The following is a 13,457-nucleotide window of genomic DNA, read 5'->3' as shown; positions in this document are numbered from 1 at the left end:
TTATTGCGCATGAAAAGCTGCTTTGGCTTGTAACTTCAAAAGTACGTGTTTTGAAAATTCCTGATTGATCTGCCCCTGCCGTTCGCTGTAGTTTTGCTCCATCATCTACCTAAAATCTGAACATTATGATGGAAGCATTTAAAAAGAACTGGATTACCTGGCTTGGGATTCTGTTCGTGTTTCTGGCCTTTTTGTATTTCCTGAAGCTGGCGATTGATGAGGCCTGGGTGCCCCCTGTGGCAAGGGTGGCGATTGGCCTGGTGCTGGGTGTATCGGGTGCTTTTGCAGGCTACTGGCTGTACCGCAAAGAGCCCAGCCGCAAGGCAGAGGCTATTGCGGGGTTTGGCTTAAGCCTCCTCTATGCCACCTTTGCCTATGCCAGCTTTAGTAAAGATATTCTCTGGTCTCCCAATACCCTTTTTATCTCCATTGTTGCCACTACTTTAGCCATTAGCTGGGTGGGTATGCAATACAAAATGCGCATCCTTATTTTTATGTGTGTGCTGGGTGGCCTGCTTACGCCGCTGATCATCCAGGCACCGGAGTCGCAGGTATGGCTGCTCTTCTTCTATGTGTTTGCGCTCAATGCCATGGCCATTTACCTCAGTGCCACCCAGGACTGGAAAGAGCTGCGCATTATGTCGTTTGCTGTAACAGTGGTCATTTACTCGCTCTACTACCTGTACTTCGACCCCATGAGCTGGGGAGAGCCTTTCTTTTACCTCACCGCCTTTTTTGTAACCTACTTTGCCGGGCTGCTGCTGGCCAGCTGGCGCCGCAATAAAGATTTCGAAGGGCTCAACCTCTACCTGAGCCTGCTCAATGCCATCAACTTTGCGTTCTGGTCTATCTTTATCCTGGAGCAGTTTACGCTGGCCTATACCGGACCTGCGCTTATCATCGGGCTTACCTTTATTGCTGCAGGAGCATTCATCTACAGGCTTTCGGCCAGTGGGCAGCCTACTACTCATCGAATGTCGGTTCATCAAATGGTAGCGCCCCTCTTATATGCTGTGCTGGGCGTAGTGGTAATTGCCATTGCGGTTAACGACCTGGGGCATCATTATACGGTTGCCGGCATGCATTATGTAATCAGCACAGCCATCTGGCTTTTTCTGATTGTGCTTTTCTTTGCCGCTGGTCATTTGGTTAAGTCGCGTGCTGCTCAACAAATAAGCATGGCTGCCTGGGGTATTCTGATGCTGTACTGGTTCAGCCATGCCTGGAACGTGGAGTGGGTAAGCTGGTTTGGTCTGCCTTTTATCCCTTTCCTGAATCCTGGTGCCCTGGTGTGGGTGGCGCTGGCGGCAAGTGGTTTTGTTATGTCGCGACTGCTGATGCGCTATGCTGCACAGGAGCAGGATGCAGGAGGTGATGCTTACTTTCTGGAAAAGACCAGCATGTTTCTGGGCGTTGCCAGTCATGTGGTGGTGGGCGGTTTGCTTACGGTGCAGATCCAGAACATCTGGCAGGCATACGAGGTGGCTTTCATCAGCCTCAATCTTACACTCTCTATTGTGTGGATGGTGTATGCGCTGCTGCTGTTTCTCTGGGGTGCCTTCACCAAAGTAATGGTCTTTCGTCTGCTGGGCACGGCAGTGCTCCTGGCCACCAGTATCAAAATCTTCTTCTGGGACCTAAGCCAGGCATCTTCTATTCAGAAAGTAGTATTTCTGCTGGTTGCCGGCGGCCTTACACTGTTGATTGCATGGGTAAACAAGCGCTGGGGTGTATCAGGCTATGCTAATGAAAACAGACTTGCAGCTGCAGAAGAAGTGCCAGCCGCTGTGGAGGAAGATAAGGGGTAGATGATAACCCGGCCAGGCTTCCTGGTAGGGCACCCCATAGCGAGGGGAGTTAATCTCCTCGCTATTTATCAGGCTTTAGTCTCAAATTAAACATCAGGCTTAAACACCAACACCATGAAAATCAGAAAAACACCTTTATTCTATATTTCGCTCATTATACTTATTGTAGGGCTGCCTGTAGGAATCTATGGACTTACTTTGCCGGGATGGGATGCTTTGCTCGGCGTATTTGCTCTCTTACAGGTGGTTGGCTCCTGGGTACTGTTTGTGCTGGAGCAGCTGTTGCTAAGGCTGCTGAAGCCCAGAGCCAATGCTTTACTTCTGGCAGATACGGGCGTATTACTGGCAACAGTAGCAGGTATTATGCTATTGATGAACTGCTAATTGCGATAAACAGCTGCAACAGTATTTTAAATAGAATCCCCGGCCAGAAAAGGCCGGGGATTCTATTAAGGAAAAAGAAATGGGAAAGTAGAGCTTAGACTCTAAATGCGCATTTATGAGTTTATAATGTCATGGCTTGTCAAAGTGGTCTTCGAACTCCTTCTCTTTTCCTTCCTGATCTGTTACCTTGAGGTGCAGATGATAATGCCCTGCAGGAGCCGAAGCGATATCTATATGCTTATGGAAATCGTAGGTAGTCTGGCCTACCATAGCGGCATCGGTAAAGGTAAAACTTTCTTCCCACTCGTTTCCGTGCACCTCTACTTCCACCTCGGCAATCTTGTTAGGGGCAGTAATTACTGTTTCTATATGAATTTCAGCTCCTTCATTTTCTACTTCAATCGCTAAACCTGAAACAGACGGCAGGGTGGCATCTTCTACTATTTCTATATCCTCCTCAAACTCGGCAGTCTTGCCATTTTTGTCAGTTACAACCATATGCAGGTGATAGTGCCCCAAGGCCGCTTCGGCAGCTATATCGATGTGCTTATGAAAATCTGCGTTCCTGAGGCCTGCAAATCCCTCTGTGTACACAGAATCAAACTCCCATCCCGATGCCGACTCAGGATGGATTTCTACCTGCACACTGGCAATGGTGCCCGGCGCAGTTATCGCCACATCAAGGTGAATATCTCCACCTGCATAACCAGTTTTGTTGTTGTCTGAGCCGATTTCTATATCTGCAAGTGTAGGGGCTGCGGGCGTTACCGGATCATCATCTTCGGAGCAGGCTACGAACAAGACAGAGAACAAAAGTGCGTAAGTGTAAAGCTTAAAATTGGTAAGCATGTTAAATTGGATTTAGTTAATGGTGAAAAAAAATCTTGGTTTTCTTATTGTGTTAGTTAATCTTGATGCTCAACCCCCGGATAGACTGCCAGCCTGTTTTGTCGGTTAGCCTGATCATAAAATGATAATCACCGGGATCCACATCTGCCGGCACTGCTATATCGAAAGAGACTTCGTACGCACGTTGCCCCGCAGGTATCGGGAAATCCCTGATCAGCAGGAAAGGATTTTCCGGTGTCTTTACCGGCTCCATGTCGCAGTCAGTTGGCTCGGTGCTGTGCGTGTGGTGGTCGAAGTTGTGGTGGATGTCAACACTGAGAGAGCCCAGCTCGATATTGTCCTGCAGCAGGGCTCTAAAGGTGAAGGTCTCGCCACTCGCAAGGGCGCTGCATTGTACCGGAAAGGCATCAGGTGCTGTGAGAATAATTTCCGGATACACCTCGTCAATCTCCTCTTGATCGTTGCCACAACCAGCCAGCAACAGGAGCATAACCAGTGGGAGCGCTAATAATTTAAGTGTATTCATCTGCATACATTTGTAGAACCCTGCCTAGCCCGGGCAAGGCAGGTTTTAGCTTAATTGATCTCTATTGGAATTTCGATGTAGTGGAAAAAGGTCATGTTGTAGGTGGTGTTCTTGTACACTACGCCAAAGTAGTAGGTGCCTGATTCCCATGTATTAGCACCACCGATGGATGCAGGAGGTATGTTGTTGTCGGCTGCAGCACCTATCTTGAAATCGGGCAAATTGCGGATGGTTGTAAATGTCTCCTCATCAAAAACAGAATTGGAAAAGTGATCTGCATTCTCCCAGCCCTCATGCGCAAATACATCATACACAATTGCCTTGTTAAAGTCGATCTGTTCGACGGATTCCGGGCGATGGTTAAACTTTTTATTGATGAGCAGCAGGTACATTTTCCCATCCCCTTTAACCCCGGATATTGTGACCTGGGAGGCAATGGTATCGTCTTTCTGCAGGGCCTGCCCAGGTTCGATAAAATTACCTCTCCGGTAAAAAAATCCTTCCTTTGTAAGAATGTTAAAGATGGATAGCTGCGGATTCACGGGAAGATTTTCCTCAGCATAGATGTTCAGCGTTCTCTTCTCTTCGAACTTGGTGCCGTTCTGGTCGTTCACGATAATAAGGAAATCATACTTACCCTCGGCCGCATCGGCAGGAATGTTGAAGTGCTTGTGTATGGTAGCATTTTTAGCGCCTTTGTATTGTTCCCAGATAATTTCGTGGCTCCATTCTTTGGCGTAAGTCTCGTCACTTCGCTGCTGAATCTTTACCTGCACATTCTCTATTTTGTCGCCCGCCAGAATCTCGGCATTGAGATGGAAATCTTCTCCGATTACGCCTATCTCGTTATTCCCCAGCCCAACCTCTATCTTATCCATGGCAGGTTGCGGTAAGGCAGGTGCCGGTTCATCGTTATTACAGGCAAAGAGGGTGAAGGCCAGCAGCAATGCCAGCAGGCTATTGATGTGCCTCAGGTACGGGTTTTTTGCTTGAGTTACGCTTTGTTTCATGGCTTTAGGTTGTTTTTTTAAAAGTGACAGGTATTTTCAAAGACAAAATGATGTTTCTGCCAGCCTCCGGCAGTTCAATGAGCCTGTAAAAACTGGTATGCTCCAGATAGCGGGTGTTTAAGAGGTTCTGAACCTGCAGGCTAAAGGTTACCGGCTGGTGGTAGATATGGATGGTTGTTCCGGCCTGCACATGGAATACCTGGTAGCCGGGTGTTTTCTTTTCGGGTGGCACAATCCGGTTTTGCGCAGCGGTAATGCGGTAGTCTAGGGAAAAATAGCTATCCTGAAGCCTCTCCCCCAGTTCCGGCGACCAGCTAAGGTTAAGGAGTGCAGAAGGTGGAGGCGAAAACGGAAGGGTATATCCCAGCTTTTGGCCCGAGCGCTGCCTGGCATGCACATACTCTCCCAGCAGTTGGGCACGCAGGCTTTTCAGAAGCTGATACTCCAGTTGAATTTCACCGCCAAAGCGTACTACTTTGCTCTGGGTGTATTCAAATACCTGATTGCCTGCTCCATAATAATAATCATGCTCGGCAGTGGGGTTGAGATAGATATAGTTGGGGAAATAGTTGTAAAACGGACTGAGCTGAACAGACCATTTTTTTTCCTTCCAGGTCATACTTAAATCCGCCTGGTAGGATTGTTCCGGCGATAGTTCAGGATCGCCTCGTTCGTAGCTAAAATAGTGATAGTTCACGCCGTTGGCACTCAGCTCTTTGGCAATAGGCATGCGGAAGCTTTTGCCGATATTTCCTTTCAGCATCCAGCGATTGCGGTTGTAGTTTATGCCGGCAGACCAAACAAAGCTGTTAAATGTACGGGAAAGACTATTTGCTCTCGGCAGCCGCTCAGAAATGGGTCCTCTATCCGTTGTTACTTCGGAGGTAAACCAGTCTACGTACGGGTCTATGCTGATATGTCCATAATCGTACCGCACTGCACCATGTAGCAGCACCAGATTACTTAACCTCAGCTTATCGTACACAAAGGCTCCTGCGGTTGTTTGCCTAAAGGAAGGTACCAGAAAACCCCAGCCTCCTATCTTATTGCTTTGTTGTTCAACGTTAGTGCCTGTGGTGAGTTCGTGCCTCCCCAGTATCAGCTCGTCACGCAGGTTAAGCGAGTAAACATGCTTGTCAAATGCTCTTTCCAGATCGGCCGGGATGCTCAGCGCTTCGGGGTAAACAGGAGGCATGTAGCCGTGGTTGACATACTGGCTGAACTCCTGCCTGTAATTGCGCTGGTATCCCAATTCCATAGCCAGCCTATGCCCCTGAAACTGGTATTCGCTGCGGTTAATAAGTTTCAAATGGTTCACCTGCTGGTTTGGGAGCAGCATATCACGGTTCGAGCGGTCGTGCTGGTCCGTATCTACCCTACGGGGCTCCAGGCCATGGGCATTGGCAAAAAAACCGCTTTTGCTGTGAATGTTGCTCAGGTAGAAGGTTGAGCGGAAACGATCGTGTATATAGCCTGTGTTGAGGTGCAGGCTGGTTTCCCTTCCTGCGGTATTGCGCAGGTAGTTTTCATCCAGGTTAACTGCATAGTCATATACATACACCCTGTCTGTTGGTGTCCGGTAGTCGCCATAGTCCTGGTGCGTAAAGCGCGCATCAAAGAACCACGCCTCTTTCCGGCCAAACAAGTTTACCGAAGTGCCGTAAAGGCTGTTGTTACTTTTGCCAATTATATTAACCGAACCCCCCACTTCGTTCTTGCCAGGTGTAGGAGCAGGCTTTATGTTGATAGCGCCTCCGATGGCGTCTGATCCAAAGGCAAAGGAAGCTGCTCCCTTGATCAGTTCTACCTCGTCTGCCGCAAACTGATCTATCTCCAGGCCATGATCGGCACCCCATTGCTGCCCCTCGTGCTTCACGCCTTTGTCCATAACAACCACGCGGTTAAAGCCCAGCCCGCGGATCAGGGGTTTGGACTGACCGGAGCCGATGCCTATCGTGCTGATCCCCGGCAGGCGCTCCATGGATTTCATCAAACTACCGCCCAGATTTCTTTGGATAAAGCTGCGCCCTACCACCTCAATATTCAGTGCCTCCTCCTGCTTTCGCAGCGCTAGGCGATCGCCTTCAATAACTGCTACATCGAGCTGCTGAAGTGCTGGCTTCAGCACAATAGAGAGCTCATGCTCTTTTAAAGGTAACGTAAGCGATATGTTTTGCGTCTCGTACCCCACATAAGAGACAATCAAAGTATAGGTTTCTTCCGCTAAGTCTGTGAATGAGAAGCGACCGATTCTGTTGCTCTGCATGGCCAGCTTGCCCGGTTGTAGCCGTATGGTTGCTCCTGGCAGCGGACTTTTATTCTCGTCTACTACCAGCCCGCTTAGGTGCGCTGTCTGAGCTAAGCTGCTTGTTGAGAGAGCAATGAAAAACAAGATAAGCGTATGCTTCATTATATCAGAAGTAAGCTACTTATTGAAAAAATTTGAAAATGGATAAGTCCTGGAAAGGCACCAGTACTTCCACCTGTGTATTGCTACAACAGAGATGCTTCATCCCTTGCAAAGGGAAGCTGTGGTTCTACATAAATGCTCCTTTTAGAAGGGGCCTGGTGGATAAGCACAGTTTCTCCATGAGGAAAGCAATGGCAGACACAGGCATGCTACTGAACAGACAGTCAGAAGAAAATCTGCCCTGCTACTGCTTGTACTTACCAGTAATGGAAATTACGATGTCTTAAAGAGCTTTGTGTTGATACCAGGAAGTGTTAAGCCTGGGGAGGGCCTTTATTGGTCCAGGCAAAAAAGGATAACGTGGAAATACCGGCATGAAAAGGTGGTATAGTCTGGATGCCCGGAGTCTTATCGCGTACAATTTCTAACTGTTGCTCCGGCAGGCACTGCTGGCTCTGCTTGTGCAGGAAGTATTCGCAGATATCGCAGGATAAGGCAAGTTCCAAAATAGAGGACTTGCCAATCTCCTGATCAGCTTCCCGGGGTGCAGTGTACGATGCACCGTGGGTGTGGACACACCGGACGGTAAAGATAAAGAGATAGCTGCACAGCATAAGCAAAGCCCAGATGCTATACGCGCGTCTGACCAGAGGCATTATGTTTGCAACTTTGTTACTCATGCAACAAAGATGCAATAAATTAATCAAAGTATATACATGTGGCGTTATTTTTAATAAAAGCGAGCAGGTTTAGAGGTGTTGAGATGGAAACTATCTCATAGTTGTTAATCAGATGGCTTGTCTGGTGCCATTGATTACTTTGCTCTTCTGACATTCCAGACGGAAGGCCATTGTATGTTTGTGATGAACCAGTTCTACCAGCAGTTCAGGACCAGTAATCTTTTGATACAGGCTTGTTAGTGATGACCGCAGCTACAATCATACTAATGCTAAATCTATAAATAACGTAAATTATGGATTTAAGCTGCTGATCATCTACTTGTTATCATCTTCTACAGCTAAATACAAGTCGTCATTCCCCTGAGGAGGGAGATCTGTTTGCTTTTACAGTAGAATCAGCATTCCTGTTTTTATCTGACAGAATCTGACAGATCCCCCGCCTGCGCGGGGATGACGATTAAGGAGCAGTTGACGCTGATTCAATATATTTAACTCACGTTTAATAATTGAATCAGCTGCCAGTATAGCCAAACTGCTTAAAAACAATGAGCCCCGGCCTGAAAAGACCGGGGCTCAAGTTTTATCGATTGTGCTATTTTTAAATCTCCTCCACCGAAAACTCAATATCAACCGTACCAGCTTCCAGGTTGGGAACAGGATTGATGCCTATGGTTTCCGGATTGAAATGCCCTGTTTCTATAATGGCCTTTTGTGCTTTGATGATTTTTGAGCGGCTGAAGAGCTCTCCGGGCCTGATGTTGATCTTCTTCAGCAGTTCAGCGGTACTGATTTTTGTATTTCCGATTACTGTTACCTGGCCAATTCTTGCCTGTGGGCCTTCTTGTACTGTTAATTCCAGCTCAATACCATTGTCTACAAACACTTCTTTGGGTGTAATACTGAAAAACATGTATCCATTATCCATGTACAGAGAGGAAACATCTGTACCATCAGGATGATAATTCAGGCGGTTGTTGAAAGTTTCTTTGTTGTACAGATCCCCTTTGCGGATTCCCAGGGCTTTATTGAGTTGAGTGGCTGTGTAAGCCTTGTTTCCGGTCCAGGTAATTTTACGGATGGGTACATCTCCGGGTGCTAAGGGAGCAGCTGTAGCAGGGTTGGTGTTGGTGGCTGCAGTAGCAGCTGCCTGGTCACTGTTTCCTGAAAAGGAACACAGGAAAAGAGTGAGGGCCAGTACGGGCAGGGCTAGAAGAAATTTTAGCTTTTGCATAGGGCTTGATTTTGGTTGCGTAAGCATGCTGATCCTGTTCAGTATCTGTTTTGATGAAAAAGTATTCAGGATGGGAAGGGCCGGCTGCTGTGTGGTAGCCAGCTTAATGAGCAACTTGCCGTACTGCTTTACCCCGCCAGTGCTGCCGGTAACGGCTGCATCTACCAGGTATTCGTGCACCTCCCGAATTTGCCTTTTGAGATAGTGAACAGCAGGGTGGAACCAGAAAAGAATGCCAGCCACTTCAAACAGGAGCAAGTCCAGGGTATGTTGTTGGGCTACATGAGCCTGCTCATGCTGCAGCACCTGTGCCTGCTCTTCGTCGCTAAGTAGGTTAGTGCTGCCTGGCAGGAAAATGTAATGCAGAAAAGAAAAAGGTGCCGCGCTGTTCCAGGGCTGGATCAGGATATAATTATCTCTCCTGACCTGATGATTTTTGCGGATAAGCAGGTAGACGGAATGCAAATTTGCCCCCAAACGCCAGGCTTTATATGTGCAGCCTAAGCAGTATATCCCCAGCAGCAGAAAGCCAAGGGCAGCATAGGGTAGGGGAGCGCCGGCTGTAGGTGCTCCACCAAGTGAGAAGCTGCCTTGCTGTGCTGCAGTTAAAGCTAACTTATCAAGGTTTAGCTCAAAAGCATCTGTTACAGGCGCATTATTCCAGCCATCGGCAAAAAGCAACTGGGGCAGCGGAAGCAACGGAATAATAGTGCTGATCAACAGGCTCCCCACCAGGTACCACCTGTTCCACTGAAAGTGGGTAAGCTTACGAAAAAACAGCTGATAGGCCAGTGCAAAAGCAGCCAAGGCCACACTTGCTTCTGCCAGATAAACAGCGAAACTACCAGGCATAGGGAGTATTGTTAAGAGTGTTCGTTATCTTTCTCCAGGAGGTCAAGCATCCTGCGGATTTCTTCAGGGCTAAGATTTTCTTCCTTCACCATAAAGGAAACCACCTTATCCGGAGATCCTTCGAAATAGTTGGCAACATATTGCCTGAAGGTAAACCTCCGGTAGGCTGCTTTGGAAATAAGCGGGTAGTACTCATGCGTTTTTCCGTAGGCGGTATGGCCTACAAAACCTTTTTTCTCCAGCAGGCGAATCAGCGAGGAGATGGTGTTATAGGGAGGCTCCGGGGGAGGCATCCGCTCGATTACATCTTTCACAAATCCCTTTTTGATGTCCCACAGGATTTGCATGACTTTTTCTTCAGTCTTTGTTAAAGTCTCCATAGATCAAACGTATAACTTATTTTTCAGTTATACAACTTATATATCAGTTATTAAACTGAATGTTCAGTTTTAGCCAGATTGAGCAGGCGGTAAGTGGGGCAGACAAGCGAGCATCAGTACAGCAGTAGTTTAAGCTTTAGGGTTGAAAAATTAGGAAAAAGGGCTTTAAAAGCTTTATTTAGGCTATATGACAGGTAGGTGACACCTGGATGTCGTGGTGATGACCGCTGATTTAGGCTAGGTTTGTGCTACACTTAAGCCCCAAAAAATGGAAAAGCAATCATTATCAAAAAACCTGATATACCAGCGAAAGCTTAAAGGTTACAGCCAGGAAAAACTGGCTGAACTATCGGGTGTTACCGTCAGAACCATTCAGCGGATTGAGCGTGGCGACGTAAATTCTCACATGAATACCCTTAAGTTATTAGCCGATGCACTTGAGGTAGATATACAAGCGCTGCTGCCGCTGGAGAACCCTAAAGAAGAGGCCATCCAAACCAAGTGGCTGCTTTTACTGCACAGTGTGCCCCTGCTCGGCTCGCTTATTCCCCTGGTCAATATCCTGATTCCAATCTTTATCTGGATACACAAGCGGGAAGACAACCCCATCTACGACCGGCACGGCCGCGCCGTTATCAATTTTCAGCTCACTATTACGCTGCTGTTTTTACTGGGACTGATGGGCTTCTTTATTTTTCCACTCATGGGGGAGGGTGCCGGCGTTTTCTTTTCTATCGTCGGGATTTACTTTGGTGCTATCATTTTCAATGTTGTCTTTATCGTGCTGAACATCTTCCTGGTGCTTAGGAGCAGGCGCATGTTTTACCCTATTGCTATTCCTTTCCTCCGGAAGCCTGTAGTTGCCAAAGTATAGGCGATTAACCGTGCTAGCCCCTGGTTCTTCAGAATTAATACTTCAGATTTTAGATCTGCTCCCCTCCCTGTACCGATTTTTTTCATCTAATTTTTTTCCTACCACTATGAAAACACTATCATACACCCTATACATTTTTGTTCTTTTACTCCTGAATGCCTGTGCCTCGCATACCAGCGAAATCAAAAGGTTAGACAACAGCGGCACAGATGCTGCAGCATTAACGAAGCGCGTACAAAGGCTGGTGGAGCAGGCCCAGGTACATGGCCTGGCGCTGGCTGTTTTCAATAATAATAGGCTTGTTTACCAAAATACTTTCGGCTACGGGCGCTTCGATACAAAAACACCCCTGACAGATTCCACCAACCTTTACGGAGCCTCTCTTAGCAAGGCAGTGTTTGGCGTGCTGGTGATGCAGCTGGTGGAAGAAGGCGTAATTGACCTGGATACACCCCTGCAAAGCTACTTGCCTAAGAAGATCTGGGAGTATGAGCCCCGCACGCGCTGGCACGATAACTTTGCCGACCTGGCCTCCGACTCTCTCTACCATAAAATTACTGCGCGCATGTGCCTAAGCCACACCTCCGGATTCCCCAATTGGCGCTGGTTCGAACCAGATCAAAAGCTGAAAGTGTTAGATACTCCCGGTACGCGCTACCGCTACTCCGGAGAGGGCATGACCTACCTGCAGGTGGTGCTGGAGCGTATGCTGGGGAAGGGCCTGGAAGCGCTGGCGCAGGAGAAAATCTTTCAGCCGCTGGGCATGCACAACACCAGCTATACCTGGCAACCCCATTTCGAAGATGACTTTGCCTACGGCCATGCGGCCACGGGAGCCATTTTCGGTAAAGACAAAGACAATGAGGCAAGAGGAGCCAGCACCCTGGAAACTACACTGGAGGATTACAGCAAATTTATGGAAGCAGTGCTGCAGCAAAAGCTCCTTAGCCCTGCTTCTTACCGTGAGCTTTTTGCTACTCACATAAGAATTCATTCCTTACGGCAGTTTGGTCCTTTGTCCCTGAAGGATTCTACCTTAAACGATGCCATTGCCCTGGGGTATGGTTTGGGTTGGGGTGTTTTGCAATCGCCTTACGGAGTGGGGGCTTTCAAAGAAGGAGGAGGAAGTGGATTTCATCACTATTCCATCCTCTATCCCGACGCAGGCATTGGCGTGCTGATCATGACCAATAGCGATAACGGCACAGGCATCTTCAAAGAGCTGCTGGCGCTTACCATTGCCGATACCTACACACCCACCGAGTGGAATAATTACGTGCCCTACCAGGAGAAGGCCCCCATCGCAGATTCCCTCTATGGCTACCAGTGCAGCCCCTGTAATCAGGCCTGCGATAGCCTCACTTTTACAGCTCCAGGAAAATGCCCGCATTGCCAGATGAAACTGGAGCCTAAGATTTCGTTAATGTTGGGAATTAACTAATCTATTATCTTTAGCTGCCTAGGAGTGCGCTCTTGAAACTTCTGCTTGTCTTTGTGTAAAATAATTTATAGATAAATTAAACTACATGACCCAACCCTTCATTTGTAACAATTGTCATATAATCAAAGGCTTCTTAATTAGTGGTAGTGTTGTAATATAGGCCGCGCTATAATTTTCTGCTTAATTGCATAATTATCAAACATGGATCATCTGATATCCTAATTATAATTTATGAAAAAGATTCTACTAATCTTATTGACTTTAACCTTGGTTTTACAAAATGCTTATGCTCAGATAGAAGCTGATGAAAAGATTGTAAAATATTCTGCCATCATAAGGGCGGGAGTTTTAGATACCTATTATTACAGTTTACCGATAGCTAGAACAAAGTGCATTGAAGGATGCCCTGTTGATGAGGAGTCTAGTACTCTTAGTAAATCTTTAAATATCGGATTGATATATCAATTAAATGAGAGAAATCACATTGCTGTTTTAGTTGGATATTCTGAATTTGGGTACCATGTTAAGGGGCGGTATTCTATAGGAGGACGTCCGGTTCATCCCTATGAAGGAGACGTAATTTGGACCTATTGGGGATTAGAGCTTGAGCATGTATTGCGTTTATATCAGGTGGGTAAAGTAAAGTTCTTGTTAGGCAATGGACTTAGAGTAGAAACACCATTCGATGATGAAATTAGATATGATGACTATAAAGCTTTTGAAGATATAGGCTTTAGTTACAGCGGAAGAATAGGCGCAGAGATTCCTATAAGCAACAAGATCTCCCTTATTGGCAATGGCCTCTTCAAAACCTCATTGATTAAGTATAACCCGGAAATTTATGAGAGCTATCGCCCTTATGGCATAGGTGGAGAAATAGGTATTAAGGTGAAGCTTTAATAACAAGTTCGTTTAGGTGCCTGGATTGCAGTTTATCTATTCTGCATTTGAGTAGCCGCCGCCTCATAAAAAGCTAAAGGGGTCCAGTACGAATCCTTGTAGCGAAGAGGCG

General features: G+C 47.1%; 12 protein-coding genes. 5 read left to right on the top strand and 7 right to left on the bottom strand.

Translation table 11 applies throughout. From position 1 onward, the window contains the following. Nucleotides 1-125: 125 nt before the first annotated feature. On the top strand, nt 126-1,808 hold the full coding sequence (locus tag KWJ01_RS04805; protein WP_224995290.1) for a DUF2339 domain-containing protein: 1,683 nt from the start codon (nt 126-128) through the stop codon (nt 1,806-1,808). Between the two features lie 114 nt (nt 1,809-1,922). Continuing rightward, entirely contained in the window at nt 1,923-2,192 is a 270-nt protein-coding gene (locus tag KWJ01_RS04800; protein WP_224995289.1) for a hypothetical protein, read from the top strand. A 129-nt stretch (nt 2,193-2,321) separates the two neighbouring features. Here KWJ01_RS04800 and KWJ01_RS04795 read toward each other — a convergent pair whose 3' ends face one another. From KWJ01_RS04795 to KWJ01_RS04765, 7 genes are all read right to left on the bottom strand, one after another. Next, complete coding sequence (locus KWJ01_RS04795) at nt 2,322-3,041, bottom strand: DUF4625 domain-containing protein (RefSeq protein ID WP_224995288.1); 720 nt, start codon at nt 3,039-3,041, stop codon at nt 2,322-2,324. A 52-nt stretch (nt 3,042-3,093) separates the two neighbouring features. Beyond that, complete coding sequence (locus tag KWJ01_RS04790) at nt 3,094-3,567, bottom strand: DUF4625 domain-containing protein (protein ID WP_224995287.1); 474 nt, start codon at nt 3,565-3,567, stop codon at nt 3,094-3,096. 50 nt (nt 3,568-3,617) lie between these two features. Next, nucleotides 3,618-4,577 (bottom strand): DUF4625 domain-containing protein, encoded by a 960-nt coding sequence (locus KWJ01_RS04785; RefSeq protein ID WP_224995286.1) that lies wholly within the window; start codon nt 4,575-4,577, stop codon nt 3,618-3,620. Between the two features lie 4 nt (nt 4,578-4,581). Further along, nucleotides 4,582-6,987: a TonB-dependent receptor gene (locus KWJ01_RS04780; RefSeq protein WP_224995285.1), complete on the bottom strand. Its 2,406-nt coding sequence runs from the start codon at nt 6,985-6,987 to the stop codon at nt 4,582-4,584. A gap of 314 nt (nt 6,988-7,301) precedes the next feature. After that, entirely contained in the window at nt 7,302-7,667 is a 366-nt protein-coding gene (locus tag KWJ01_RS04775; RefSeq protein WP_224995284.1) for a hypothetical protein, read from the bottom strand. Between the two features lie 598 nt (nt 7,668-8,265). Continuing rightward, complete coding sequence (locus tag KWJ01_RS04770) at nt 8,266-9,750, bottom strand: M56 family metallopeptidase (RefSeq protein ID WP_224995283.1); 1,485 nt, start codon at nt 9,748-9,750, stop codon at nt 8,266-8,268. A gap of 11 nt (nt 9,751-9,761) precedes the next feature. Next, nucleotides 9,762-10,130, bottom strand: a complete 369-nt coding sequence (locus tag KWJ01_RS04765) for a BlaI/MecI/CopY family transcriptional regulator (protein WP_224995282.1) — start codon at nt 10,128-10,130, stop codon at nt 9,762-9,764. 268 nt (nt 10,131-10,398) lie between these two features. Between KWJ01_RS04765 and KWJ01_RS04760 the strand changes: the two genes are divergently transcribed. The 3 genes from KWJ01_RS04760 to KWJ01_RS04750 all read left to right on the top strand — a co-directional run bounded on the left by KWJ01_RS04760 (nt 10,399) and on the right by KWJ01_RS04750 (nt 13,345). Continuing rightward, entirely contained in the window at nt 10,399-11,004 is a 606-nt protein-coding gene (locus tag KWJ01_RS04760; protein WP_224995281.1) for a helix-turn-helix domain-containing protein, read from the top strand. A 106-nt stretch (nt 11,005-11,110) separates the two neighbouring features. Beyond that, nucleotides 11,111-12,445: a beta-lactamase family protein gene (locus tag KWJ01_RS04755; protein ID WP_224995280.1), complete on the top strand. Its 1,335-nt coding sequence runs from the start codon at nt 11,111-11,113 to the stop codon at nt 12,443-12,445. A 231-nt stretch (nt 12,446-12,676) separates the two neighbouring features. Continuing rightward, a complete protein-coding gene (locus KWJ01_RS04750; RefSeq protein WP_224995279.1) occupies nt 12,677-13,345 on the top strand; it encodes a hypothetical protein in 669 nt (222 codons plus the stop codon). The last annotated feature ends 112 nt before the right edge of the window (nt 13,346-13,457 follow it).

The organism is Cesiribacter sp. SM1 (assembly GCF_020178975.1).
In the GTDB taxonomy this organism is placed as follows: Bacteria; Bacteroidota; Bacteroidia; order Cytophagales; family Cyclobacteriaceae; genus Cesiribacter.
This window is presented reverse-complemented; position numbering and strand designations above follow the sequence as displayed.